Origin of the sequence: Nocardia carnea (assembly GCF_029868325.1) — a bacterium.
GTDB classification, from domain to species: Bacteria; Actinomycetota; Actinomycetes; order Mycobacteriales; family Mycobacteriaceae; genus Nocardia; species Nocardia carnea_C.
The window spans coordinates 1-25,390 of the sequence record NZ_JARWNW010000070.1; the positions used below are offsets into that span (position 1 = coordinate 1).

Consider the following 25,390-nt stretch of genomic DNA (forward strand, 5'->3'; position numbering starts at 1 on the left):
CCCGCCAAGGCTCGCAGGAACACCTCGCCTTTCGCTCCGGTGACCTCTATCCGATCCGGTGTGAACCCCGCCTGCCGGGCCGATTCCAGCTCCCCGGCCGAGGCCACATCCACGGAAGTGCCCAGTGCCGCGGCGGTCGCCCTGGTCGGCGCGGGGTGTCCCCGCTTCGCCCCCGCGGCCCCCGCGGGGGGCGGGGGGGGGCGCGGCGCCCCCCCCCCCCCCCCGCGGCCAGGATTACGACACCGCTGTTGCCGATACCACCAATCACACGAGCGGTTCCGGCACGGAGCTGTGGCTCGACGGTCAGGACACCACCCAGCCCGCCGGTAGCCCTACCGAGCTGCTACGCGCCGTGAAAGCCGCCCGGGCGCAGGGGAAGACGATCCGCGCCGCCTACATCGTGGACTCCGAACTGGGCACCCGCTGGTTCGCCGACAAAGCGGAGTGGTTGCGCGAGGGCGATACCTATCTGGCGTTCACCACCCCGGCCGCCGCCGGCCGCTACCGGCATATCCATCCCGCTGCCCAGCCGGTCGGCTACGACCAGGCCGTCGCGGAGGTCCGGACGTGACCGTCGCCGCCACCGCCGATTCGGGCGCCGCGCCGCCGAGCGACCGCACCCGTCCGCGGCGCCGCACCGGCCCGGTGTGGCCGGGCCGGGCGCTGCGGGCAGGTTCGGTGGCCGGTGCCGACGTCCGGCTGTGGCTGCGGTTCGACACCCTGCCCACGGTCACCGAAGTGCTCGCCGCGTTCGGCCGTCAGCTGAGTTCCGACGTCTTCTATCTGGACCTGGCGCAATCGCTGATCCGCATACTCACCGGTTTCGTCCTCGCGACCGTGCTGGGTGTGGCGAGCGGGATCGCGCTCGGCCGGTCCCGGATATTCGCCGGCATTCTCGGCCCGCTCACCGAACTCGCCCGGCCCATCCCGGCGATCGCGGTGGTGCCGATCGCGATTCTGCTGTTCCCCGACGACGAAGCCGGGATCGTGTTCATCACCGGTCTGGCCGCCTATTTCCCGATCATGGTCAGCACCCGGCATGCGGTCCGCGCCCTGCCCACCCTGTGGGAGGACTCGGTGCGCACGCTCGGTGGCAACCGCTGGGAGGTTCTGGCGCGCGTGGTATTCCCCGGCGCGCTGCCGGGAATCTTCGGCGGGCTCTCGGTCGGCCTCGGGGTCGCCTGGATCTGCCTGATCTCCGCGGAGATGATCTCGGGCCGGCTGGGTGTCGGCTATCGCACCTGGCAGGCCTACACCATCGTCGACTACCCGGGCGTGTTCGTCGGGATCCTCACCATCGGCGTCCTCGGTTTCGGCACTTCTGCGGCGATCGAGCTGCTCGGCCGCCGGGTCACCCGCTGGCTGCCGAGGGGAGAGGAGAACATCCGATGACCGTGCGCCGTTATCCCGGCTTCCGCCGGATCCCGATCACGAACCCCTCAGAAAGGACGCCGGGTCAGTGACCACCACTCTCACCACCCACGAGGCGTCACCGGAAACCGGCGAGCACGGGATGGCCCTGCGCCTGGACGCAGTGTCGCTGTCCTACACCGGCGAACCGGTGATCGCGGGCCTGTCACTGGATGTCCGGCCCGGCGAGATCCTCATACTCACCGGACCCTCCGGCTGCGGTAAATCCACCGTGCTGCGCGCCCTCGCCGGCCTGCTGGCCCCCGATGCGGGCCGGGTACTCGCCGACGGCGACCCGGTGACCACCACCTCCCGCGACCGTGCCGTCGTCTTCCAGGACAATGCGCTGCTGCCGTGGCGCAGTGTGCGCGCCAATATCGAACTCGCGCTGCGGTTGCGCGGCGAACCGAAGGCCGGCCGCCGTGCCGCCGCCGACCGCTGGATCGCCGAAGTCGGGCTCACCGGGTTCGCCGACTACCTGCCGAAAAGCCTGTCCGGCGGAATGCGGCAGCGTGTGCAGCTGGCCCGCGGCCTCGCCGGAGCCCCGCGCGCGGTGATGATGGACGAACCCTTCGGCGCACTCGACAGCCAGACCCGGGCCATCATGCAGCGCCTGCTGGTCGAAACATGGCGCACCCACCCCACCACCGTCGTCTTCGTCACGCACGATGTGGACGAGGCACTGTTGCTGGGCGACCGGGTCGCGGTGCTCGGGCGGGCCGGTCGCCCACTGCGCGCCCTGATCGACATCCCGAATCCGCGCGAAACCGCCGACCGGCAAGCGGATCGCGCCCGAATCCTGGAGGCCCTGTCGTGACCGCACCCACCCTGTTCACGGCACCCGGCCTCGCCGAAACCGTCCGCCTCGACTGCGATGTCCTCGTCATCGGCGGCGGTACCGCCGGCACGATGGCCGCCCTCACCGCCGCCGAACACGGCGCGAGTGTGCTGCTGCTCGAGAAGGCACACGTCCGGCACTCCGGCGCGCTGGCCATGGGAATGGACGGTGTGAACAACGCGGTGATCCCGGGGAAGGCCGAACCGGAGGACTACGTCGCCGAGATCACCCGCGCCAACGACGGAATCGTCGACCAGCGCACCGTCTACCAGACGGCGACCCGCGGTTTCGCGATGGTGCAGCGGCTGGAACGCTACGGCGTCAAGTTCGAGAAGGACGAATACGGGGAGTACGCGGTGCGCCGGGTGCACCGGTCGGGGTCCTATGTGCTGCCGATGCCCGAGGGCAAGGATGTGAAGAAGGCGCTGTACCGGGTGCTGCGGCAGCGGAAGAACCGGGAACGGATCCGGATCGAGAACCGGTTGATGCCGGTGCGGGTACTCACCGCGGGCGGCCGGGCGGTGGGTGCGGCCGCGCTGAACACCCGCACGGGCGAATTCGTCACGGTCGGGGCCAAGGCCGTCGTCCTGGCGACCGGCCCGTGCGGGCGCCTCGGGTTGCCCGCCTCCGGCTACCTGTACGGCACCTACGAGAACCCGACCAACGCCGGCGACGGCTATTCGATGGCCTATCACGCCGGCGCGGAGCTGAGCGGGATCGAATGTTTCCAGATCAACCCGCTGATCAAGGATTACAACGGCCCGGCCTGCGCGTATGTGGCGAACCCGTTCGGCGGATACCAGGTGAACGCCCGAGGGGAACGGTTCGTGGACTCCGACTACTGGTCGGGGCAGATGATCGCGGAGGTGAAACGCGAGATCGATTCCGCGCGGGGACCCATCTACCTGAAGGTGTCACATCTGCCCGACGAAACCCTGCGCACTCTCGAGGGGATTCTGCACACCACCGAACGCCCCACCCGCGGCACCTTCCACACCAACCGCGGCCACGACTACCGCACCCACGATATCGAGATGCATATCTCCGAGATCGGTTTGTGCGGTGGGCATTCCGCGTCCGGGGTGTGGGTGGACGAGAACGCCCGGACCACCGTGCCCGGTCTGTACGCGGCCGGTGATCTGGCGTGCGTGCCGCACAACTACATGATCGGCGCCTTCGTCTTCGGGGAACTGGCCGGCGCCCACGCCGCCGGAACCCTCGCCGATGTGCCGGCCCCGGAAACATTGCCCACCGACCAGATCGCTGCCGCCCACGAACTCGTCTACCATCCGCTGCGCAACCCCGACGGGCCGCCGCAACCCCAGGTCGAATACAAACTGCGCCGTTTCGTCAACGACTATGTGGCGCCGCCGAAAACCGCCGCCAAGCTTTCGCTGGCGGTGGAAACCTTCGAACGGATGCGCGGCGATCTCGCCGATATGGGCGCACGGACACCGCACGAACTCATGCGCGCCGTCGAGGTGTCGTTCATCCGCGACTGCGCGGAAATGGCCGCCCGCAGTTCGCTGACCCGCACCGAATCCCGCTGGGGCCTCTACCACGAACGCGCCGACCTCCCGGAGCGCGACGACCAGCAGTGGCGTTACCATCTCAACCTCCGCAAACGCGCCGACGGGGCGATGGAGTTCCTGAAGCGGCCGGTCGCACCGTATCTGGTGCCGGTACCCGGACTCGATGATCTTCCCTCCCTGGACGAACCCGTCGTCATCGCCCAACCCGACCTCATCGGGCACCGCCGCGCTCCGGAAACCGCGACACCCGAAGCGAATGGTGCGGTCGCCGAACCCGCCTCCGCCGCCTCGCCGCGGCTGGTCACGTTACTCGCCCTGGATGCGCCCACCGCGGCGCAACTCGCGGATTACCTCGGCGATCCCGACGACCGGGTGCGGGTCGCGTCGATCGGGGCACTGACGGAGAACACCCCCGACGGCTACGCGCCGCTGCTGGTGCGGGCACTCGACGACGGGTCGGCCACTGTTCGCGCGGCCGCCGCGGCCGCCCTGCGTGAACTCGTGGAAGTCCTGCCGTCCCCGGCGGGTCTCGCCCACCGGCTCGGTTCCGGCGACCCGGTCGTCCGCGCGGCCGTTGTCGACCTGCTGCGCGCGTTACGCGCGGGCACGGTTGCCGATTACCGTGCGGCTCTCGGCGATCCCGACCACCGCGTCCGGATCGAAGGTGTGCGAGCGCTGGTCTCGCTCGACGAACGCGAGGCGATCGCGGCCGCGGCCACCGACCACAATCGCGAAGTGCGAATCGCGGCGGCGCAGGGTGTGGCCACGATCGGCGACGGCGGTGCCGATATCGTGCGCGCGCTGTCCGGCGACCGCGACCCACTCGTGCGGGCCGCCGCGCTGGCCGCGTTCGCCGGGACCGGCGCCGCTCCGGCCGATATCGATACCTGCATTGCCGCACTGCGGGACTCCGCCTGGCAGGTCAGAGTCGGTGCGGCCCGGGGATTGGCGGCGGCCGAACCCGGCTCGGCAATTACCGCGCTGTCCGGCGCGCTCGCGGACCCGCACCTGGATGTACGCAAGGCCGCGGTGCTGACCCTGACGACCTGGCCCGGGTTCGAACCGGCTCGCCTGGCACTGCAAGGGGCGGTGGACGACACCGACGCGGATGTTCGCGCTTACGCGCGCCGAGCCCTCGTGACGTGAGTTCATTGCGCTGAAGGTGGTTTCCGATTCGGGCGGCACGCCGGCCGTAGGTGGTGGCGTCGATGCGCACTGTGGTGAGGGCCGGATCCCACAGGGCGGCGTGCCGTCTCTCGTCGAGGCCGATGACCGCGAGATCGGCCGGAGCCCGGAACCACCCAGCGGGCCGTCCACCAGGTGTTACCGGACGCCGCGGACATAGGGCGGATGGCCTGCTCGATCAGCCGCGGCGTGCGGTTGCCAGCAGCTGGTCGACCGTGGCCAGCTTGATCCGGGGTCGTCCGGCGGCGGCGCCTGCGGCCCGCTCGGCGCGGTCGATCGCCTGCCAGGCGGTGCGGTCGAGCATCTCGGGTCGACGCTGCCGGACCAGTTCCGTGAGGGCGGTGCGGTCCCGGGCGGGAGCGGCCAATATGCCGGCCCGGAAGTCGTCGAGGATGGCTGCAACGGTTTCGGCGGCGTCGGCGCGGTTCGAGCCGATCACCCCGCGGGGGCCGCGTTTGATCCAGCCGGCGGCGTAGACGCCGGGAACCGGTGTTCCGGCCGAATCGACGACCCGGCCCGATTCGGTGGGCAGCACCCCGCGGTCGTCGTCGAACGGCAGATCGCCGATCGGCTGCCCGCGGTAACCGACGGCGCGCAGGACCAGCGATGCGTCCAGCTCACCGGTGTCGGCGGTCGGCCGGGCGGTGGGTGATCCGGCGGGGCCGGCGAGTTCGTTGTGCACATACCGGACCGACCGGACCCGCTCGTCGCCGGTGATTTCGGTGGGGGAGACGCAGTACTGGAACCGGATGCGCTTATGACCCTCGCGCGGCGGCCGGGCCGCGTACTCGCCGGCGGCGGCCACCTTCAGCCCGAGTTCGTACCCGGCTTCCGGACTGTCCAGGAACGCTTGCGCGGTCTCGTCGAGGACCACATCCGCTGGGTCGACGACGATATCGACCCCGGTCAACCGCCCCAGCGCCCGGAATTCCGGGGCGCTGTAGGCGGCTTGTAGCAGTCCGCGCCGGCCGAGGATCACGACCTCACGGATCTCGCTGCGCCGCAGGGCCGCCAGCGCGTGGTCGGCGATATCGGTGGCCGCCAGTTCGCCGGGGTCCATGGTAAGCACCCGCGCGATATCCAGGGCGACATTCCCGTTGCCGACGATCACCGCCCGCTGCCCGGACAGATCGAATTCCCGGTCCGCGTAGTCGGGGTTGCCGTTGTACCAGGCCACGAACTCGGTGGCGGAGTGACTGCCCGGCAGGTCTTCGCCCGGAATGCCGAGCCGTCGATCCGTGGGCGCGCCGACCGCGTAGATCACCGCGTGCACGCTGTCGCGGAGTTCTTCGTGCGTGATGTGGGTGCCGATTTCGGTGTTCAGATACATCTGCAGCGTGTCGCGTTTGAACGCGGCCGCGAACATATCGGTGACCCCGCGGGTCTGTGCGTGGTCCGGTGCGACCCCGTAACGGGCCAGCCCCCACGGGGTCGGCAGCCGGTCGAACATCTCGACTTCCACCGATCCGGCGGACAACAACTGTTCGGCGGCATAGCAGGCGGCGGGGCCGGTCCCGACGATCGCGACCCGCAACGTCCCCAGATCCTTGGCGAGGCGCCGCACCGGCGGCGGGGGAGCCATATCGGGTTCCAGGGGGTGTTTCGCGAAATATCCGGCGTTGACATCGAGGAATCCTTCGAGATGTTCCGGTAGATCCTCTTCGGCGTAGATCGCATCCACCGGGCAGGCCTCGTAGCAGGCGCCGCAATCGATACAGGTGTCCGGATCGATGTAGAGCATTTCCGCGGTCGCGAACTGCGGATCCTCGGGGCGTGGCCGGATACAGTCCACCGGGCATTCGGCCACGCAGCTCGCATCGTTGCAGCAGCGCTGCGTGATGACATACGCCATCAGTTCTCCCGGCGCCTGCGCCGGTATCGCACCGTGCACGGCTGCTGCAACTGCACCACCATCTTGGAGTGGTCGTTGCGGTAGCTTTCCGAGGGCTGCACCATCTCGAACTCCCAGTCCCGCAGCAGCACCGAGAAAATGGCCTTCAACTGCATCAGCGCGAACGCAGCGCCCACACAGCGGTGCCGGCCGGCGCCGAACGGGATCCAGGTCCAGCGGTTGACCAGATCTTCCTGGTTGGGGTCGATATAGCGGCCGGGGTCGAAACTGTCCGGGTTCGGGAAATCCTCCGGCAGCCGGTTGGAGATCGCGGGGGTGGCCGCGACATGGTCGCCTTCGGCGATGGTGTGCCCGCACACCTCGAACTCGCCCTGCGCCACCCGCATCAGAATGATCAGCGGCGGATGCAGCCGCAGCGTTTCCTTCAGTACCGCCTCCAGCTGCGGGATCTGGCGCAGCGCGTGGAAACTGACCTCCTGGCCGTCGGCGTAGAGCTCGTCGAGTTCCTTCACGACCCCCGACAGCACCTCCGGGTGGCGCAGCAGTTCGATCACCGACCAGGCGGCGGTACCGGAGGTGGTGTGATGGCCGGCGAACATCATCGAGATGAAGATGCCGGTGACCTCGCTGGCGCTGAAATGCGGTGTGCCGTCTTCCTTCTTCACCGACACCAGCACGTCGAGCAGATCACGGTCCTCCTTGTCGGCGGGCGGGTTCGCGATCCGGTTGTTCATGATCTCCTGGACCAGCTCGACGAGTTGCGCCCGGGATTCGTCGCGGATCCGGAAGCTTTCGATCGGCATATACGGGTCCACGTAGGCCAGGGCGTCGGTCCCGCGCTCCAGGTTGTGGTAGAGGTGCGCGAACCGGCTGTCGAGTTCCTCGCGAAACTTCGTGCCGATCAGGCAGGCCGAGGAGGTGTAGATGGTGAGTTCGGCGAAGAAATCGAGCAGGTCGATTTCGCCTTCGTCGCCCCAGTTCGCCAGCATCCGGTCGACTTCGCGTTCGATGGTGGCGGCGTGGCCGCGCATCTGATCGCCGCGCAGCGCGGAATTGTGCAGCATCTCCTTGCGCCGTTCCGGGCTGGCGTCGAACACCACGCCCTCACCGAAGATCGGTTTCATGAACGGGTAGGCGGCAGCCTGGTCGAGATCCTCGTCGGCGGCGCGGAAGAAGAATTCGTTCGCCTCGGCTCCCGTGAGCAGGATGACGTGGCGGCCGGCGAGTTCGAACTGGCCGACATCGCCGCATTCTTCCCGTACCCGGCGCATCAGCGCGATCGGGTCGGTGCGGAATTCCTCCAGATGGCCGTGTTCGTGTTCGCCTCCGGACACCCGCGGCGGTTTCACCGAAGTCATGTGGAAATCCTTCCCCAGATTACTGTCCAGGATCTATGGTAGACACCTGTCCAGACAGTACTATGGGGAGTCGGCCGCAATCAAGGCCGGCCCCGGAAACGAGAGCAGGTCCATGAGCGGTCAGCAATCCCTGTGGGGACGCGGCGCCGTGGTCGTCGGCGCCACCAGCGGTATCGGTCACGCCGTCGCCCACACCCTGGCCCGGCACGGCGCCGGAGTGGTGATCAACGGCCGGAACGAATCGGCCGTCGAACGCACGGTCGACTCGATCACCCTCGGTGGGCAGCGCGCGATCGGCATCGCGGGCAGCGCCGCCGACGAAACGGTCGCCACCGAACTCGTCGACACCTGCGTCCGCACCTTCGGCACCGTCGATATCCTCGTCAACTGCGCCGGAATCGCCGAACCCCCCGAATCCTCGATTCTGAATGTCACCACCCGTGATTGGCGCACGCTGCTCGATTCCCACCTCACCACCACCTTCAACACCTGCCGCGCCGCCGCCCCGAAAATGGTGGCGCAACGACGCGGCAGCATCATCAACACCAGCTCCTTCGCCTATCTCGGCGATTACGGCGGCACCGGCTACGCAGCCGGCAAAGGCGCGGTCAACAGTCTCACCCTCGCCATTGCCGCCGAACTCGCCGAACACGAGGTCCGCGCGAACGTTGTCTGCCCGGGTGCGAAAACGCGACTGTCCAGCGGGTTCGCCTACGAGGCCAAGATCATGGAGCTGTATCGCCGCGGCATGCTCGACGAAATGAGCAAGGACGCCGCCCTCGACGCCCCACCCGCCGAATACGTCGCCCAGCTCTACCTCTACCTCGTCGGCGCGGATGCCCGGGATATCACCGGGCAGATCTTCGTCGCCGCCGGTGGGTTCGTCGGCCGCTACGACCGGCCCACCCCGAGCATCCTCGGTTTCCGCGACCACAACGACACCCCGCCGTGGACGACCGAGGAACTGCACACAATGATCAGCGGCAGCAGTGAACAGGCCGGGCGGGCATGAGCGGACCGGTGCGGAACGTGAGTAACCAGGGAGAGCCGGCCGTCATACCGGGCAGTCACCGTCCGAGCGAATTCCCCGAACTCGGCTGCTACGGGCTCGCCGGCCACGCCACCGACCCGCACACCCTGCTCGACGAAGCCCGCACCGCCGAACAACTCGGCCTGGGCACCTTGTTCCTATCGGAGCGTTTCAACACCAAGGAAGCCTTCACCCTCGCCGCCGCCGCGGGCGCGGTCACCACCGACCTGCGGATCTGCACCGCCGCCACCAACCACAACACCCGCCACCCGCTGGTCACCGCGGCGGGTGCGGTCACCCTGCATCGCCTCACCCGCGGCCGCTACAGCCTCGGCCTGGGTCGCGGTTTCGACGCCCTGTTCGATGTGATCGGCCTACCCCGCATCACTTCCGCGCAACTCCGCGACGCTGTCGGTATCTACCGCCGCCTCTGGGGCGGCGAAACCGTACTCGGCCACGACGGCCCCGCCGGGAAATACCCGCTGCTGCAACTGGACCCGTCCTACGACGAGAACATCCCGATCACCCTCACCGCCATCGGCCCTGCCACCTTGCGGCTCGCCGGGGAGATCGCCGACTCGGTTGTCCTGCACACCTTCTTCACCGACGACACCACCGCACGTGCGGTGCGCACCATCCGCACCGCCGCCGAAACCGCCGGCCGCGACCCTGCCGCAATCCGGATCTGGTCCGTGCTGGCCGTCGTGGACGAATCGCAGGGCGAACTCGCGCGGCTACGTAAACTTGTCGGCCGCCTCGGAACCTACCTGCAGGGGTACGGCGATATCCTCGTCCGGGTCAACGGCTGGGAGCAGCGAGTACTCGACGACTTCCGCGCGCATCCGCTGGTCACCGGAGCCGGTGGGGCGCTGGACGCGGTCGCGAGCCCGGAAATCCTCGCCGCCGTCGAAGAGCTGCTACCGGCCGAATGGCTCGCCGCCTCGGCGACCGGCACCGCCACGCACTGCGCCTCGAGGATCGCCGATCAGTTCCGGGCCGGGGTCGACGGCGTCATCCTGCACGGCAACACACCTGCCGAGCTGACTCCCGTGCTCGCTGCCTGGCGGGAGTACCGCCGGAACGAGAAATCCACGGGCCCGGCGGACCGATTCCCGGAGCAGTGATCGATGACCCTCCCCACCACCATCGCCGAGCTCACGCCCGAATGGCTCACCACCGCGCTACGTGTCCCTGTCGAGCAGGTCGTCGCGGAACCCGTCGGTACCGGCCAGATCGGGTCGGTGTACCGGCTGCGGCTCACCGGCGCCGGCGTCCCGGAGCAGCTCCTGGCCAAACTCCCCGCCGCCGACCCCGGCACCCGCGCGATGCTCGCCGGCGCCTACCGGCAGGAGGTCCGGTTCTATTCCGAGGTCGCGGACACTGTCGCGATTCGTGTGCCGCGCTGTCACTACGCCGAAACTCAGGGTGACGGCAGTGAATTCGTACTGCTGCTCGAGGATCTCGCACCCGCCCGCCAGGGCGATCAGATCACCGGATGCCCGGTGACGCACGCCCACCAGGCCGTCGCGAACCTTGCCGGCCTGCACGCTCCGCGCTGGTGTGACGAGTCCCTGCTGGAAATCGAAGGATTCAGCCGCAACGGGCCCGAAGAAGCCGCGACACTGGGCGAACTCTACGACCCCACCACCGATCTTTTCCTCGACCGCCTCGGCGATCGCCTCACGCCGGAGGACTGCGATACCGTGCGTGCCTGCGGTGCGGTGATCGCCGACTGGCTGGTCGCCCGGCCCGAACGGTTCGGCCTGGTGCACGGCGACTACCGCCTGGACAACCTCCTGTTCGGTGCCGGGGAACCGGCGGTGGTGACCGCGGTCGACTGGCAGACGGTCAACCTCGGGCTGCCCGCCCGCGACCTCGCCTATTTCGTCACCACCGGCCTCGATCCGGAGATCCGGCGAGCCGAAGAAGAGGAGCTCCTCACCACGTACCACCGGCGTCTGCTCGAACTCGGGGTCACCGGCTACTCACTCGACGACTGCCGTCAGGATTATCGGTTCGCGGCCCTGCAGGGCCCGCTGGTCGCGGTCTTCGGCGCCGCCTACGGCACACCCACCGAACGCGGTGACGCCATGTTCGCCACCATGATCCGCCGCAGCTGCGCCGCGATCCGCGATCTGGATTCGCTCACCGCCCAGCCGGCACCCGTGCGCACCCCGCGCTCCGGCGCAGGGTAGGTGCCGAAACGGTTATCAGGGGCCGGGCTGCGGCCGAACCCATCGAGGTCATCATCGCCTCGGACGGCTCCACCCGCCCGCACCCTCGGCCGGGTGACGGCATTTCTTGCGTGGTGGATCTGTGTGGCGGCTGCCTGCCGCTACCGCGCGCTGGTTCCGAAGGCGGCGCCGGCGCTGATGCGGGACGGCGGAGTGCATACCTGCCCCTGCAGCGGCTGTGAGCCGGGTCCCGTGCGCGGCACACACCGGAATAACCCGGCCGACCCCTCGGTTCAGGTAGATGCAAATGCATAGAACCTACGGCGGGAGTGACATCAATGCAGTTCGGAATCTTCTCGGTCAGCGATATCACGCGTGACCCCGTCACCGGCGTGACTCCCAGCGAGGCCGAGCGCATCGACGCGATCGTGCAGATCGCGAAGAAAACCGAGGAAGTGGGCCTGGATGTCTTCGCCATCGGCGAACACCACAATCCGCCGTTCCTCTCGTCCTCGCCGACGACTCTGCTGGCTCATATCGCCGCCCTCACCGAGCGGCTGATCGTCACCACGGCGACCACCCTGATCACCACCAACGACCCGGTGAAGATCGCCGAGGACTACGCGATGCTGCAGCATCTGTCCAAGGGCCGGATGGATCTCATGCTCGGCCGCGGCAACACCGGACCCGTCTACCCGTGGTTCGGTAAAGACATCCGAGCCGGTCTGCCGCTTGCGCTGGAGAACTACAACCTGCTGCACCGGCTGTGGCGCGAGGACGTGGTGGACTGGGACGGTAACTACCGCACCCCGCTGCAGGGCTTCACCGCCACCCCCCGGCCCCTCGACGGTGTGCCGCCGTTCGTCTGGCACGGTTCCATCCGCACCCCGGAGATCGCCGAACAGGCCGCCTACTACGGCAACGGATTCTTCGCCAACCACATCTTCTGGCCGACCGCGCATTCGCTGCAGCTCATCGAGTTCTACCGGCAGCGGTTCGAGCACTACGGTCACGGCACCAAGAAGCAGGCCATCGTCGGACTCGGCGGGCAGGCCTATATCGCGAAGAAATCCCAGGACGCGTGGAACGAATTCCGGCCCTACTTCAACGAGGCCCCAGTCTACGGTCACGGCCCCTCGCTGGAGGATTTCGCCGAGATGACCCCGCTGTCGGTGGGCAGCCCGCAGGAGATCATCGACAAAACCCTCACCTTCCACGACACCTTCGGCGACTATCAGCGCCAGCTGTGGCTGATGGATCATGCCGGCCTGCCGCTGAAAACGGTGCTGAACCAGCTCGATCTGCTCGGTTCGGAAGTGGTGCCGGTCCTGCGCAAAGAACTGGAATCGCGCCGCGACCCGGAATCGGCGCCCGCCCCGACGCATCAGGCGCGGGTCACGGCCGAATACGGCGACACCCCGTCCCGGCAAGCCCGGCCGGGTGCCAATCAGGGCGACAACCTCGCCGGCGCCAGCCCGTACCTGGATACCCGGGCATGAGCGAGTCCGGCCCGGAGGCGGTAGCGCAGCGTGCTGACACGGCCGGGCGGTCCCGAAGCCGGCCGTCGGGCGCGTCCAGAACCAGCAGCCGGCTGGCCAACGACGCCTGGGAGTCGCTGCTGACCGCGCATGCCGCGTTGATGAAGCAGTTCGCCGCCGAGGACGTCTGGCACGGGTTGACCATGCGGGAATACGACGTGCTCTACACGCTGTCGAAATGCCCGGAACCGATCCGGCCCGCCGAACTGAACCGGCACGTTCTGCTCACCCAGCCGGCACTGTCCCGGATGGTGGACCGGCTCATCGAACGCGGTTTCGTGCAACGCACCCGCGACCCGCACGACGGCCGCGGGGTCCGGCTCTCGCTCACCGCGGACGGCCGGGCCCGGCAGCGCCGGGTGGGTGGCCGGCACGCGGTCGGCGTGGCACGGGCGCTGACCGGCGCACTCACCGACGACGAGCTGCGCGCACTCGAACAGATCTGCGGAAAACTCGCCGACACCACGAACAGGAAACAGCCATGAAATCGAATGGACAGGTACAAGACCCCTACCGGTTGGTCGTGGTCAGCGGCGGCACCAGTAACCCGTCCTCGACCCGGATGCTCGCCGACCGGATCGCCGCCCGTGTCGGCGCCCTGGCCGCCCGCCGTGACGCCCGGGTCACCGTCACCGTCATCGACCTGCGGGAACTGGCCACCGAGATCACCACCGCCCTGGTATCGCAGCTGAGGGGACCGAAGATGACGGCGGCGATCGACACCCTCGCCGCCGCCGACGGGCTGGTGGTAGCGGCTCCCGTCTACAAGGCCGCCCCGAGCGGGCTGCTCACCTCCTTCTTCCATGTCCTCGACAACGATCTGCTGATCGCCAAACCGGTGATCCTGGCGGCGACCGCCGGCACTTCCCGGCACGCCCTGGTGGTGGACGAGCAGATGCGCGCCCTGTTCGCCTTCCTGCGCACCATGACCGTGCCCACCTCTCTGTTCGCCGCCTCCGAGGATTGGAACGACTCCGACCTGAACAAGCGGATCGACCGGGCCGCGCTGGAACTGGTGCTGCTCATGGAAAGCGAATTCGCGCACCGGGTGAAGGCCGAATCCTGGGACAGCTACCAGCACACCTTCGGCAGCGCGGGCGGCAGCGAAGTGGGTATCGAGCTCGATACCGACCTCATGCGCCTGGCGGCCGGCGGCGCGGGGTAGCCCGTACACGTCGCCGGCCGTATCGTCCCCACGGCGGCGCGGGCAGGGCCGTCGTGAATGTCTGCGGTGATGTATACGTGCGGCCTGCGTGCCCGCCGAGACTGGGCAACCGGTCTCGGCTGTGGCACGATTTCCGGCGTGACCAGCAAACCCGCCGCCGATCCTCGGTTACGCGACCTCGCCCTGCTGCGGCGGGTCCGGGACCGGATGGACCGCGAGTTCGCGCAACCCCTCGATGTCGCCGCGCTCGCCCGGGGCGTCAATATGTCGGCCGGCCACCTGAGCCGCCAGTTCCGCCTCGCGTACGGCGAATCGCCCTACGGGTACCTGATGACCCGGCGGATCGAACGCGCCAAGGCGCTGCTGCGCCGGGGCGATATGAGCGTCACCGAGGTCTGTTTCGCGGTCGGCTGTTCTTCGCTGGGCACGTTCAGCACCCGCTTCACCGAACTGGTCGGCGTACCGCCCAGCACGTACCGGCAGCAGGCGGACGGCGAAGCGGCCGGGATGCCGAGCTGTGTTGCCAAACAGGTGACAAGACCGATCAGGAATCGAGAAGCGCAGGTCACCGCGGCGCGGCTAGCGTCGTCGTCATGAACCTCACCATCCACTCCAGCTATCTCCCGCACGACGATGCGGACGCGGCACTGGCCTTCTACCGTGATCTCCTCGGCTTCGAGGTGCGCAAAGATGTCGGCTACGAGGGGCTGCGCTGGCTCACCGTGGGCCCCGTCGGCCAGCCCAGCACCTCCATCGTGCTCACCCCACCGGCGGTGGACCCCGGCATCACCGACGACGAACGCCGCATCATCAACGAGATGATGGCCAAGGGCACCTACGCCGGGATCAACCTCGCCACCGAGGATCTCGACGGTACCTTCGACCGGCTCCAGGCCGGTGACGTCGAAATCATCCAGGAACCCACCGATCAGCCGTACGGTATCCGCGACTGCGCCGTCCGCGATCCCGCCGGAAATATGATCCGTATCCAGCAGGCCGGCTGAAGCAACCCGGGCACGCGTCCACGTCGCGTGGTAGCGCCCGCAGTGAAACCGTCGATACCCCAGCGGGGGGACCGGATCAACGAGGGTCCGGCGCTCCCCGCGCGGGTACGCCGGCGGCGACCACGCGTGCCCGGCCCGGCGAACGAGAAATGTCACCGCGCTCTGGTTGGATCGACCGGACGACGACGGCGGTGGGGTCCGCGCGGGCGGCACGAGCACCAGAGGGAGACCAGGAGAGCAGATGAGTATGGCCACGAAGACCGGGAGACAGACGTCCGAGCCGCATCTCGCCGACAGTCACGATCTGATCCGCGTATACGGTGCGCGGGAGAACAACCTCAAAGACGTCAGCGTCGAGATCCCGAAACGCCGGTTGACCGTGTTCACCGGTGTGTCCGGGTCGGGGAAGAGCTCCCTGGTCTTCAGCACCATCGCCGCCGAATCGCAGCGGCTGATCAACGAAACCTACAGTGCGTTCATCCAGGGTTTCATGCCCAATCAGGCCCGCCCCGATGTCGATGTCCTCGACGGGCTCACCACCGCCATCATCGTCGACCAGGAGCGGATGGGGTCCGATCCCCGCTCCACCGTCGGTACCGCCACCGACGCCAATGCGATGCTGCGGATCCTGTTCAGCCGGCTCGGCACCCCGCATATCGGGTCACCGCAGGCGTTCTCGTTCAACGTCGCCTCGATCAGCGGTGCCGGTGCCGTCACCGTGGAGAAGGGCGGGCAGACCGTCCGGGAACGCCGCAGTTTCAGCGTCCTCGGAGGTATGTGCCCGCGCTGTGAGGGCCGCGGTTCGGTTTCCGATTTCGACCTCACCGCCCTCTACGACGAGAACCTGTCGCTCAACGAAGGCGCCCTCACCATCCCCGGTTACAGCATGGACGGCTGGTACGGCCGGATCTTCCGCGGCTGCGGTTTCTTCGACCCGGACAAGCCGATAAAGAAGTTCACGAAAAAACAGCTCAACGACCTGCTCTACAAGGAACCCACGAAGATCAAGGTCGAGGGCGTCAACGTCACCTACGAGGGCCTGATCCCGCGGATCCAGAAATCCTTCCTGTCCAAGGACCGGGAAGCGATGCAACCGCATATCCGTGCGTTCGTCGACAAGGCGATCACCTTTGACACCTGCCCCGAATGTGGCGGCACCCGCCTCAGCGCCGAGGCCCGTTCGTCGAAGATCAAGGGCATCAGCATCGCCGACGCCTGTTCGATGCAGATCAGCGATCTCGCCGCCTGGGTGCGTGAGCTGAACGAACCGTCGGTGGCGCCGCTGCTCACCGCGCTCGGGCAGACCCTCGACTCGTTCGTCGAGATCGGGCTCGGCTATCTGTCGCTGGAACGGCCCGCCGGCACCCTGTCCGGTGGTGAAGCGCAACGGACGAAGATGATCCGGCATCTCGGGTCCTCGCTCACCGATGTCACCTATGTATTCGACGAACCCACCATCGGCCTGCACCCGCACGATATCCAGCGGATGAACGAACTGCTGCTGCAATTGCGCGATAAAGGCAACACCGTGCTCGTCGTGGAGCACAAACCCGAAGTGATGGCCATCGCCGACCACATCATCGACCTCGGGCCCCGCGCCGGGACCGAGGGCGGGCAGGTGATGTTCGAGGGCTCCATCGAGGGCCTGCGCGGCAGCGACACCATCACCGGCCGCCATCTCGACGACCGCGCCGCCCTGAAACCGTCGGTCCGCACTGCTACCGGTGCGCTCGAGGTCCGCGGCGCCGATTCGCACAACCTGCAGAATGTGGACGTCGATATCCCGCTCGGCGTGCTGGTCGTGCTGACCGGTGTCGCCGGATCCGGTAAGAGCTCGCTGATCGATTGCGCCGTCGCCCGGAACGACGATGTCGCCATGGTCGACCAAACCCCCATCAAAGGGTCGCGCCGCAGCAACCCCGCCACCTACACCGGCCTGCTCGACCCGATCCGCAAGGCCTTCGCGAAAGCCAACGGGGTGAAACCGGCCCTGTTCAGCTCCAACTCCGAAGGCGCCTGCCCGGCCTGCAACGGCGCCGGGGTCGTCTACACCGATCTCGGGGTCATGGCCACCGTCGAATCCCCGTGCGAGGAATGCGAGGGCCGCCGCTTCCAGGCCGACGTCCTGGACTACACCTTCGGCGGCCGCAATATCGCGGAGGTCTTCGAGATGTCGGTCGCCGAGGCCGAGGAGTTCTTCGGCGCCGGTGACGCCCGTATCCCCGCGGCGCACAAGATCCTCGACCGCCTGGTCGACGTCGGCCTGGGCTACATCAAGGTCGGGCAGCCGCTCACCACCCTGTCCGGCGGTGAACGCCAGCGGCTGAAACTGGCGACCCGGATGGGGGAGAAGGGTGGGGTCTACGTCCTCGACGAACCGACCACCGGCCTGCACCTCGCCGACGTCGAAAATCTGCTCGGCCTGCTCGACCGGCTCGTGGACTCGGGTAAATCGGTGATCGTCATCGAACACCACCAGGCGGTGATGGCGCACGCCGACTGGATCATCGACCTCGGTCCCGGCGCGGGCCACGACGGCGGGCGGGTCATTTTCGAAGGCACCCCCACCGACCTGGTCGCCGGCCGGTCCACCCTCACCGGCGAACACCTGGCGGACTACGTCGGAAGCTGACCGAGCAAGGGAACTCATCCGGTCACCGGCGGCGAATCACGCTGCCGGTGACCGGGCTCGGCTAAGGGCTCCACGTTCCCGGTCAGCGGGTGAAAGTGCCGAATCCGTCGGAGTCGTAGAACTCCAGCCACAGGCGGTCGCCGTCGAAGCGCGCCTGCGATATCGTTCCCGGGTTCGCGGCCTCGCCGGTGGGGGTGAAGGCGAATGTATCGCCGTCCCAATGGCGCAGCGGTACGGTCACCTTTCCCGGGCCGAGGGTGAGATTCAGGTGGTCGCCCTCCACCGCGACCTCGGCCGGGCCGAAGTAGTCGTTTCCGTATACCCCCCGCATAATCGTCCAGTGGCCTCGCGGGCGCGGGATTCGGCGGGGGTTCCTTACCCACCAGCTCGCCGGTGGGTCCCTCGATCTGCGCGAAGGCCTCCTGGTACAGCCCCCACCAGTCTTCCCGCACCTCGCCGAATTGCACGAGATCGGCGAATTCGGCGTTGAGGGTTTCCGGCACGCCGATCGGCGCGGCGTTGGTCAGCGTCACTATGCCCACATTCGCCGACGGAATCAGCGTGAACGCGGTCGCGGCGCCCGCATTGAATGCCCCGGAATGGCTCAGCACCACCCGGCCCGCCGCCGAGGTGCCGACGTTGAACCCGAACCCGTACATGCCGGCGCGCGCGTCCGGCGTCTCCGGCGGTGACGATACGGCCTGTGGTGATACCGCGGGCAGCAGCGCGTCCGGCGCGACCACTTCCCGGCCTTCGTACGATCCGTTCCCGAGGACCATGGTCATCCAGCGAGCCATATCCACTACCGACGAGCTGACACCACCCGCCGGGGACTGCGCGTCCGGCTGTCGCGGGGGCTCGGTGCGCCGGTAGTCCTCGCCCACGCGGGTATGCCCCACCGCGCGATCGGGGGTTCCTGCGTAATCGGCGTAGCGGGAGCTGGTGGCCGTCATTCCCAGTGGTTCGTAGATCGCGCGTTTCGACAGGTCTGCCCAGTCCGTGTGCGCCGCCTCGGCGACCGCGGTGGCAGCCGCCGTCAACCCGAAGTTGGTGTATTCGTAGGAGTCCCGGAACGGTGCGAGCGGCAGCTGCCCCAGCCGCTCCAGGATCTGCGCCCGGTCGAAGCCGAGGTCCTCGAGCTGGTCCCCGGCGTGATCGGGCAGACCGGACCGATGCGCGTACAGGTCGCCGACGGTCGCGTTATCGCTGACGTAGGGGTCGTTCAGCGCGAACCAGGGGGCGAGCTGCCGGATCGGTGTATCCCATTCCAGGGGGCCGGCGCCGATCTCGCGGGCCACCACGGTCGCCCCGATCGGTTTCGACATCGACGCCAGCTGGAACACGGTATCGGGATCCACCTGCCGGTCGGTGCCCACCTCGCGGACCCCGAATCCTTCCTGGTAGACGACCTCGCCGTCGGCCACGATGGCGACTGCCATACCCGGGATGCCGGTGCCGGTCAGCAGCTCCTGCGCACGCTGATCGACTCGGTCCACGATATGTTCCACGCGCCCGTCGGGAATGGTGATTCCGGGGGCGCGGGCGGGCTGTGGTGCGGCGGCGCTGGTGCTGGTCGTGGCTCCGGGTACCGGTTCCTCGATCCCGCACCCGGTGGCCAGCGCGGCAACGGTCGCCACCGCGGCCCCGAGAGCCGTCAACCGACGTCTGTGCACAGCCGCCTCCGGGAGGTTGTCGCCGACACGAGCCCAGCTGCCCGAGCCTATCGCTGCCGGTGTCCGCTGCCCGGCAGCGCGGTCCGCGTGGCCGGGTTCGCCGCGCCCGGGGTGGATCGGTTTCCGGTGGCGGGAGCGGACGCAGTGACGGCGGGTGCCACCCGCCCGGCTAGTATCACCGCCGTGACCTCCCGCGGGGCCGAGTTGCCGATGACCACCGAATCGATGACTGCGGGCCAGCTGGGACGCCGCAGCCGGTTGGCCGACACGGTGATCGAGATGCTGCACGAGATGGAACCCGATCGTATTCAGATGCGGGAGGTTTCCGAACGCTCCGGAGTGGCGCTGGGCACTCTGTACCGCTATTTTCCCGCCAAACAGCAGTTGCTGGCGGCGGCGATGCTCGGCTGGAACAACCGGTTGTCGGAGAAACTGCAAGCCGAACGCTGCGCGCCCGGCCCGAAGGACGGCGGCAGTATCTGCGAACGCGTGCTGGGCCTGTACCGGCGGGAGATGCGGGCGTTCCAGCGGGGCCCGCATTTCGCCCGGCTGGAGATCGAGCTGTATTCGTCCACGGACGAATACGTGATCGAGACCCTGGATCAGCGCGCCACCGCCAACCGCGGCGCGCTGTTCGACCTTCTCGAGGGGGTGCCGCCGGAAACGGCGCGGGTGGCCTCGCTCGCCATCGGCGGCACCATGTTCACCGCGCTCACCTCGTGGACGTCGGGGCGGATCAGTTTCGCGGAGGCGCTGCGCAATGTGGAGGACGTGATCCGTCTCGTCCTCGCGGACTACGCCTGAGCCGAGCCGCTCAACCGGCGTGCGGCATCCCGGACGAGTTCCCCGGTCCGCGCGTACCGGTCGGGCGTGAGCCGGGTATCGGGCGCGCTCACCACCAGCGCCCCCTGGGGTGCTCCGGTGATATCGAAGATCGCCGCACCGATACTGGTCGACCCGTGCTGGACCGCGCCCTCGCACAGCGACCAGCCGCGGGTACGGATCCGGTCGTATTCCGTGGCGGAGGGCAGCGCTTCGGGCGTTTCGGTGCGGTCGGCGCGTTCGGCGGGGGTGAGGTGCGCGAAGATCGCGCGCCCGGCGGCGCTCGTCTCCGGCGGGTGGATCTGGCCGATCGGCAGGGCCGTGCGCACCGTATGGGTGCCGTCGGCGACGGTCGCGACCACGAGCTTGCCGCCTTCGAGCAGTGCGAGGTGGGTGGTCTCCCCGGTGGTATCGCGCAGCGCGTCCAGTACGGGACGGGCGCGGGCGAGCAGCGAGGAGGTGCTGTGCGCCTGTCCCGCCATCGTGACGATTTTCGCCGAGAGTTCCCATCGCGGTGGCGAATCGGGAAGCGGCCGGATCCATCCGGCTTCGTGGAGGGTCGCCAGGACGCGCTGCATCGCGCTCTTGTCCTCGCCGAGTGCCCGGCACAGTTCGGTCAGCCCGGCCGGCTGGTCCGCGGCGATCGCTTCGACCACCTGCAGGCCACGCAGCAGGCCGCTCAAAGTCTTGACCGGAATATGGATCACCCCTACCTTGGTATCAATAAGAGATAACAAAGTATCGCATAGAGATACTTGAGTCAAGGTGCGGGCCGTTCTCGGTGCCGCACCGCTGTGTGGAGGAGAACGCCGTGGCAGCACCGCAGCAGCAACTCGATCCCGAATTGTTCGATCCGGAACCCGAACCCGCAGAGGTCCGCTACACCGTGATCTCGGTCGACGATCATGTGGTCGAACCACCGCATCTGTTCGAAACCTGGATGCCGGCCGCGCTGCGGGAGCGCGGCCCGCAGATCCGGGAGACCGCGGAAGGCGCCCAGATCTGGGAGTTCGAGGGCAAGACCTACTCCCAGGTGGGCATGAACGCGGTGGCGGGGCGGCGTTCGGAATCGGTGAAGTACGAGCCGTTCCGCTTCGAGCAGATGCGCCCGGGCTGCTACGACATCCATGCCCGGGTGAAAGATATGGATCTCGGCGGAATCTGGGCGATGCTGAATTTCCCGTCCCAGATCACCGGTTTCTGCGGCCGGGTGTTCGCCTTCGCCGCCGATCGTGAAGTCGGCAAGGCGGCCGTGCGGGCCTGGAACGACTGGCTCTACAACGAGTGGTACCTGGCCTATCCGTCCCGGGTGATCCCCGGCGGTATCACCTACCTGGGCGACCCGGTGGAGGCCGTCGCCGAAATCGAGCGCAACGCCGCGCGCGGTTTCACCTCGGTCACCCTCCCCGAACGACCCCACGCGATCGGGCTGCCGTCGCTGTGGGAGCGCGAATACTGGGATCCGATCATCCGGGCCTGCGTCGAAACGGACACCGTGATCTCGTTGCACGTGGGCAGTTCGGGAATGTACTCCTACCCGCAGGGTGCGCCGGGGCTCCAGCTGGGCGCCACGATGTTCGGCCAGCTCTCGCTCGGGGCGTGCAGCGAATGGTTGTGGTCGGGATATCCGAAGGACAATCCCACGCTGAAAATCGCGATGAGCGAAGGCGGTATCGGCTGGGTACCGATGCTGATCGACCGGTTGAACAACATTATCGACCGCTCCGGTTACGGCCTGGGCTGGGACGAACGCCCGGCCGATATCCTGCGCCGCAACTTCTGGTTCTGCACACTCGACGATCCGTCCACGATCGCCCTGCGCGAGGTGATCGGCGTCGACCACATCATGCTGGAAACCGATTACCCGCACGGTGACGGCACCTGGCCGCATACCCAGGACGTGATCGCAGAGTACTGGGCCGGTATCCCCGCGCCCGAACTCCGCAAGATGTGCAGCGAGAACGCGGCTGGGCTCTACCGCCATCCGCTGCCCGATATCGTGCTGCCGCGGGACTGAGGAGGATCGGGATGGCTTTCCGCCCGAGTGCCGACCGGCTCGTTCCCGAGCTGACTCCCGCCGAGGAGATAGTGCTGCTGGCGCGCACCCTGTGGCGCGAGGGGTATCGCGACCACCTGGCCGGCCATATCACCCGCAATATGGGTGATGGCACACTGCTGTGCAATCCGTGGCTGCTGACCTGGCCGGAATTCGGCCCCGGCGACGTCCTCCGGATCGATCTGGACGGGACCCTGCTCGAAGGGCAGTGGCCGGTGCCGCTGGGTATTCCACTGCATCTCGCCCTGCACCGCGCCCGGCCCGATGTGCAGTTCGTGGTGCACAACCATCCGGAATTCGGGACCATCTGGGGCGATCTCGCCGAAGTGCCACCGGCCTACGATCAGAGTTCGAGCCTCGGTGGCGGGGAACTGGTCCTGGTCGACGAGTACGCCGGTGCGGTGAACAGTGCGCAGGCCGGCACCGCGGCGATCGCGGCGGTGGGTGACGCCGATCTGGCGCTGCTCGGTGGGCACGGTGTCCTGGTGATCGGCAGTACCGTGCGGGCGGTGTTCCTGCGGGCGGTGGCGCTGGAGCAGCGGGCGAAGAATGCCTGGATGGTGCGGGCGGCGCGCGGGCCGGAGAAGTCCGCACTACCCGATTGGTGGATGGATCGGCAGCGCCGCAGCGACGGGAACGGGTTCCACGGATTCTGGGAGGCGGCGGTCCGGGCGGAACTCCGTGACGATCCGGAGCTGGAACAGCAGATTCTGTCGTTACGGGAGTGAGCGCACGGTTTTGTGGCCTGTTCACGGTGGGGATCGGCGGAGATCTTCCGTGAACCGGCTACCAAACAAGTGCTTGGTTGGATAGAATCGCGTTTCAGCAGTCCTTATCGATCGAGAGGGCAGCACCGTCGTTTTTCGGTCAAGGAGGACACCTATGGGCAATCCGGTCATCGTCGATACCGCGCGCTCACCGATCGGCCGCCGCGGCGGTTGGTTGTCGAGCCTGCACGCCGCCGAACTGCTCGGGACGGTGCAGCAGGGCATCCTGAACCGGCTGGAGCTGGATCCCGCGCTGATCGAACAGGTCGTCGGTGGCTGCGTCACCCAAGCCGGTGAGCAGGCGTCGAACATCACCCGGACGGCATGGCTGCATTCGGGACTGCCCGAACGCACCGGCGCCACCACCATCGACGCCCAATGCGGATCCGGTCAGCAATCGGTGAACATCGTGGCGGCCCAGATCGCCGCCGGGGTGATCGACGCGGGTATGGCGTGCGGGGTCGAGGCGATGTCGCGGGTACCGCTGCTGTCGAATATCCCCGAGAACGTCGGCCGGCCCCGCCCCGACGATTGGTCGCTGGATCTGCCCACGCAGTTCGTCGGCGCCGACCGTATCGCGCACCGCCGCGGTTTCACCCGCGCCGACCTCGACGAATTCGGGCTGCGCTCCCAGCAGCGCGCCGCACTGGCCTGGCAGGAAGGCCGGTTCGACCGGCAGATCATTCCCGTCGAGGTACCGGGCAGCGACGGCGCCGAGGCCACCACGGTTTCCCGCGACCAGGGGCTGCGGGACACCTCGCTGGAGGCGCTCGCCGCGCTGGCTCCCGTTCTGGAAGGTGGCCTGCACACCGCCGGGACGGCATCGCAGATCTCCGACGGCGCGGCGGCCGCCGTACTCATGGACGAAGACCTCGCACGGTCGCTGGGGTTGCGGCCGCGCGCCCGCATCGTCCGCCAGTGCCTGCTCGGCAGTGAGGTCCCCTACCTGCTCGACGGCCCGGTCCTGGCGATCGAGCATCTGCTGGCACGCACCGGGATGTCGCTCGGCGATATCGACCTCGTCGAGGTCAACGAAGCCTTCGCGGCCGTCGCCCTGTCCGCGGCGCGCACACACGGAATCGACGAGGACCGGCTGAACGTCAACGGCGGGGCGATCGCCCTGGGACATCCGGTGGGGTCCTCAGGGGTCCGGCTGGTCGGGGCGGCCATCGACGAGCTCGAACGCCGCGACGGCGAACACGCCCTCGTCGCCGTCTGCGCCGGCGGCGCGATGGTCTCCGGTGCCATCATCGAAAGGGTCTGACACCATGCAGCTCACCGGGTTCGAGGGCAAGGTGGCCGTGGTCACCGGCGCCGGCCGGATGCGGTCCATCGGCCGGGAAACCGCGCTGGCGCTGGCCCGCGCCGGCTGCGATGTCGTCGTCACGGGCACCGGACGCACACCGGACCGGTACACCGGAGAAGAACGCGCCGCCGGCTGGCGCGATATCGATTCGGTCGCCGGCGAGATCCGCGAACTGGGGCGGCGCGCCGGTGCGGTGGTCTGCGATATCGCCGACGACCAGGCAGTGGATGCCCTGGTGCAGCAGGTGCTGGACGACTACGGGCGGGTGGATATCGTCGTCAACAATGCCGCCGCCGCACGCGCCGGGGACCGGGTTCCGGTGCTCGACCTGCCCACCGAGGCGTGGGATGCGGTGATGCGGGTCAACCTGCGGGGCACCTTCCTGGTGAGCCGCGCGTTCGCCCGCGTCATGGTCGAGCGCGGCGCCGGCGGCAGTATCGTCAACATCTCCTCGATCGCCGGCAAACTCGGCGGCGCCAACACTGCCGCCTACGCCGCCTCGAAGGCCGGTGTGCAGGCGTTGACCTCCTCGATGGCGAAAGAACTGGGTCCCGCCGGGGTCCGGGTGAACGCGGTCTGCCCTGGAGTGACCGGGACCAGCCGCCTCGACGACCTCTCGGCGGAGGCGTGGCAGAGCTATGTCGAGGCGAATCTGCCGCTGCAGCGGGTCGGGGACGCCCGTGAAGTCGCCTGGGCGGTGGTATTTCTCGCCAGCGAACAAGCCGGCTGGGTCACCGGCCAATCCTGGAATGTCGACGGTGGTCAGTTGACCGTTCGCTGACCGATCCGCCGTAGTACGTTCACCGCCCTGCGTGCGGTTTCCGAGGAAAGGGTTCTTCCCCATGTCCGATCGATCGACACCCGACCCCCGCGCGGCCGTCATGGCGCGCCTCACCGCGCCCGGCGCCGAGCTCGAAATCAGCCAGGAGCCGGTCCGGGGAATCCCGATGCCGGTGTTCCGCAACCGCAGGCGCGCCCTGCCGGAGCTGCTGATCGAATCGGCCCGCTACGGTGACAGCGAATACCTCGTCAGCGGCGAAACCCGGTG

Annotated in this window: 20 protein-coding genes and 4 pseudogenes; 19 read left to right on the plus strand and 5 right to left on the minus strand. The window is 68.2% G+C overall.

Going from position 1 to position 25,390, the window contains the following annotated elements; genetic code table 11:
- Window positions 1-226 precede the first annotated feature (226 nt).
- The 4 genes and pseudogenes from QH196_RS03935 to QH196_RS03950 all read left to right on the plus strand — a co-directional run.
- A pseudogene (locus QH196_RS03935) lies at window positions 227-571 on the plus strand (ABC transporter substrate-binding protein); the annotation flags it as partial.
- The gene (locus tag QH196_RS03940; RefSeq protein WP_280414364.1) at window positions 568-1,392 is read left to right on the plus strand and encodes an ABC transporter permease; all 825 of its coding nucleotides are present in this window, start codon (window positions 568-570) and stop codon (window positions 1,390-1,392) included. The pseudogene QH196_RS03935 and the gene QH196_RS03940, both read left to right, overlap by 4 nt.
- Before the next feature lie 121 nt (window positions 1,393-1,513).
- Window positions 1,514-2,227 (plus strand): ABC transporter ATP-binding protein, encoded by a 714-nt coding sequence (locus QH196_RS03945; RefSeq protein ID WP_280414382.1) that lies wholly within the window; start codon window positions 1,514-1,516, stop codon window positions 2,225-2,227.
- Complete coding sequence (locus tag QH196_RS03950; RefSeq protein ID WP_280414365.1) at window positions 2,224-4,926, plus strand: fumarate reductase/succinate dehydrogenase flavoprotein subunit; 2,703 nt, start codon at window positions 2,224-2,226, stop codon at window positions 4,924-4,926. The genes QH196_RS03945 and QH196_RS03950 overlap by 4 nt, the downstream gene beginning before the upstream one ends.
- A 37-nt stretch (window positions 4,927-4,963) precedes the next feature.
- Here QH196_RS03950 and QH196_RS32480 read toward each other — a convergent pair.
- From QH196_RS32480 to QH196_RS03960, 3 genes and pseudogenes are all read right to left on the minus strand, one after another.
- Window positions 4,964-5,062 (minus strand): annotated as a pseudogene (locus tag QH196_RS32480) (hypothetical protein); the annotation flags it as partial.
- Between the two features lie 81 nt (window positions 5,063-5,143).
- Window positions 5,144-6,817, minus strand: coding sequence for an FAD-dependent oxidoreductase (locus tag QH196_RS03955; RefSeq protein WP_280414366.1), 1,674 nt, complete (start codon window positions 6,815-6,817; stop codon window positions 5,144-5,146).
- A complete protein-coding gene (locus tag QH196_RS03960; protein ID WP_280414367.1) occupies window positions 6,817-8,175 on the minus strand; it encodes a cytochrome P450 in 1,359 nt (452 codons plus the stop codon). Before QH196_RS03960 ends, QH196_RS03955 begins: the two co-directional genes overlap by 1 nt.
- Before the next feature lie 112 nt (window positions 8,176-8,287).
- On the opposite strand from QH196_RS03960, the gene QH196_RS03965 reads away from it, so the two are divergent.
- The 9 genes from QH196_RS03965 (at window position 8,288) to QH196_RS04005 (ending at window position 17,718) form a co-directional block, all read left to right on the plus strand.
- Window positions 8,288-9,187: an SDR family NAD(P)-dependent oxidoreductase gene (locus tag QH196_RS03965; RefSeq protein ID WP_280414368.1), complete on the plus strand. Its 900-nt coding sequence runs from the start codon at window positions 8,288-8,290 to the stop codon at window positions 9,185-9,187.
- 17 nt (window positions 9,188-9,204) lie between these two features.
- Window positions 9,205-10,329, plus strand: coding sequence for a TIGR03857 family LLM class F420-dependent oxidoreductase (locus tag QH196_RS03970; RefSeq protein ID WP_280414369.1), 1,125 nt, complete (start codon window positions 9,205-9,207; stop codon window positions 10,327-10,329).
- Between the two features lie 3 nt (window positions 10,330-10,332).
- The gene (locus QH196_RS03975) at window positions 10,333-11,400 is read left to right on the plus strand and encodes a phosphotransferase (RefSeq protein WP_280414370.1); all 1,068 of its coding nucleotides are present in this window, start codon (window positions 10,333-10,335) and stop codon (window positions 11,398-11,400) included.
- 317 nt (window positions 11,401-11,717) lie between these two features.
- Window positions 11,718-12,878 (plus strand): LLM class flavin-dependent oxidoreductase, encoded by a 1,161-nt coding sequence (locus tag QH196_RS03980; protein ID WP_280414371.1) that lies wholly within the window; start codon window positions 11,718-11,720, stop codon window positions 12,876-12,878.
- Window positions 12,875-13,402 (plus strand): MarR family winged helix-turn-helix transcriptional regulator, encoded by a 528-nt coding sequence (locus QH196_RS03985; protein WP_280414372.1) that lies wholly within the window; start codon window positions 12,875-12,877, stop codon window positions 13,400-13,402. The genes QH196_RS03980 and QH196_RS03985 overlap by 4 nt, the downstream gene beginning before the upstream one ends.
- On the plus strand, window positions 13,399-14,082 hold the full coding sequence (locus QH196_RS03990; RefSeq protein ID WP_280414373.1) for a CE1759 family FMN reductase: 684 nt from the start codon (window positions 13,399-13,401) through the stop codon (window positions 14,080-14,082). Before QH196_RS03985 ends, QH196_RS03990 begins: the two co-directional genes overlap by 4 nt.
- A 207-nt stretch (window positions 14,083-14,289) precedes the next feature.
- The gene (locus QH196_RS03995; protein WP_231508718.1) at window positions 14,290-14,679 is read left to right on the plus strand and encodes a helix-turn-helix transcriptional regulator; all 390 of its coding nucleotides are present in this window, start codon (window positions 14,290-14,292) and stop codon (window positions 14,677-14,679) included.
- A complete protein-coding gene (locus QH196_RS04000) occupies window positions 14,676-15,086 on the plus strand; it encodes a VOC family protein (protein WP_280414375.1) in 411 nt (136 codons plus the stop codon). The genes QH196_RS03995 and QH196_RS04000 overlap by 4 nt, the downstream gene beginning before the upstream one ends.
- Before the next feature lie 241 nt (window positions 15,087-15,327).
- The gene (locus QH196_RS04005; protein ID WP_280414376.1) at window positions 15,328-17,718 is read left to right on the plus strand and encodes an excinuclease ABC subunit UvrA; all 2,391 of its coding nucleotides are present in this window, start codon (window positions 15,328-15,330) and stop codon (window positions 17,716-17,718) included.
- 82 nt (window positions 17,719-17,800) lie between these two features.
- Here QH196_RS04005 and QH196_RS04010 read toward each other — a convergent pair.
- Window positions 17,801-19,376, minus strand: a pseudogene (locus tag QH196_RS04010) (serine hydrolase).
- Between the two features lie 225 nt (window positions 19,377-19,601).
- Here QH196_RS04010 and QH196_RS04015 point away from each other — a divergent pair.
- Window positions 19,602-20,195 (plus strand): TetR family transcriptional regulator, encoded by a 594-nt coding sequence (locus QH196_RS04015; RefSeq protein WP_280414383.1) that lies wholly within the window; start codon window positions 19,602-19,604, stop codon window positions 20,193-20,195.
- Here QH196_RS04015 and QH196_RS04020 read toward each other — a convergent pair.
- Complete coding sequence (locus tag QH196_RS04020) at window positions 20,186-20,920, minus strand: IclR family transcriptional regulator (RefSeq protein ID WP_280414377.1); 735 nt, start codon at window positions 20,918-20,920, stop codon at window positions 20,186-20,188. The genes QH196_RS04015 and QH196_RS04020 overlap by 10 nt on opposite strands.
- 104 nt (window positions 20,921-21,024) lie before the next feature.
- On the opposite strand from QH196_RS04020, the gene QH196_RS04025 reads away from it, so the two are divergent.
- The 5 genes and pseudogenes from QH196_RS04025 to QH196_RS04045 all read left to right on the plus strand — a co-directional run.
- Window positions 21,025-22,230: an amidohydrolase family protein gene (locus QH196_RS04025; RefSeq protein WP_280414378.1), complete on the plus strand. Its 1,206-nt coding sequence runs from the start codon at window positions 21,025-21,027 to the stop codon at window positions 22,228-22,230.
- An 11-nt stretch (window positions 22,231-22,241) separates the two neighbouring features.
- Complete coding sequence (locus QH196_RS04030) at window positions 22,242-22,997, plus strand: class II aldolase/adducin family protein (protein WP_280414379.1); 756 nt, start codon at window positions 22,242-22,244, stop codon at window positions 22,995-22,997.
- A gap of 154 nt (window positions 22,998-23,151) precedes the next feature.
- Entirely contained in the window at window positions 23,152-24,300 is a 1,149-nt protein-coding gene (locus QH196_RS04035; protein ID WP_280414380.1) for a steroid 3-ketoacyl-CoA thiolase, read from the plus strand.
- Window positions 24,301-24,304: 4 nt separating this feature from the next.
- The gene (locus QH196_RS04040; RefSeq protein ID WP_280414381.1) at window positions 24,305-25,123 is read left to right on the plus strand and encodes an SDR family NAD(P)-dependent oxidoreductase; all 819 of its coding nucleotides are present in this window, start codon (window positions 24,305-24,307) and stop codon (window positions 25,121-25,123) included.
- A 61-nt stretch (window positions 25,124-25,184) separates the two neighbouring features.
- Window positions 25,185-25,390, plus strand: a pseudogene (locus QH196_RS04045) (long-chain fatty acid--CoA ligase); the annotation flags it as partial.

Coding starts and splice junctions, on each gene's coding strand:
- QH196_RS03945 (WP_280414382.1), top strand. CDS start 1,514: ATGGCCCTGCGCCTGGACGCAGTGTCGCTGTCCTACACCGGCGAACCG.
- QH196_RS03955 (WP_280414366.1), bottom strand. CDS start 6,817: ATGGCGTATGTCATCACGCAGCGCTGCTGCAACGATGCGAGCTGCGTG.
- QH196_RS03960 (WP_280414367.1), bottom strand. CDS start 8,175: ATGACTTCGGTGAAACCGCCGCGGGTGTCCGGAGGCGAACACGAACAC.
- QH196_RS03965 (WP_280414368.1), top strand. CDS start 8,288: ATGAGCGGTCAGCAATCCCTGTGGGGACGCGGCGCCGTGGTCGTCGGC.
- QH196_RS03975 (WP_280414370.1), top strand. CDS start 10,333: ATGACCCTCCCCACCACCATCGCCGAGCTCACGCCCGAATGGCTCACC.
- QH196_RS03980 (WP_280414371.1), top strand. CDS start 11,718: ATGCAGTTCGGAATCTTCTCGGTCAGCGATATCACGCGTGACCCCGTC.
- QH196_RS03985 (WP_280414372.1), top strand. CDS start 12,875: ATGAGCGAGTCCGGCCCGGAGGCGGTAGCGCAGCGTGCTGACACGGCC.
- QH196_RS03990 (WP_280414373.1), top strand. CDS start 13,399: ATGAAATCGAATGGACAGGTACAAGACCCCTACCGGTTGGTCGTGGTC.
- QH196_RS03995 (WP_231508718.1), top strand. CDS start 14,290: ATGGACCGCGAGTTCGCGCAACCCCTCGATGTCGCCGCGCTCGCCCGG.
- QH196_RS04000 (WP_280414375.1), top strand. CDS start 14,676: ATGAACCTCACCATCCACTCCAGCTATCTCCCGCACGACGATGCGGAC.
- QH196_RS04005 (WP_280414376.1), top strand. CDS start 15,328: ATGAGTATGGCCACGAAGACCGGGAGACAGACGTCCGAGCCGCATCTC.
- QH196_RS04015 (WP_280414383.1), top strand. CDS start 19,602: ATGACCACCGAATCGATGACTGCGGGCCAGCTGGGACGCCGCAGCCGG.
- QH196_RS04030 (WP_280414379.1), top strand. CDS start 22,242: ATGGCTTTCCGCCCGAGTGCCGACCGGCTCGTTCCCGAGCTGACTCCC.
- QH196_RS04035 (WP_280414380.1), top strand. CDS start 23,152: ATGGGCAATCCGGTCATCGTCGATACCGCGCGCTCACCGATCGGCCGC.
- QH196_RS04040 (WP_280414381.1), top strand. CDS start 24,305: ATGCAGCTCACCGGGTTCGAGGGCAAGGTGGCCGTGGTCACCGGCGCC.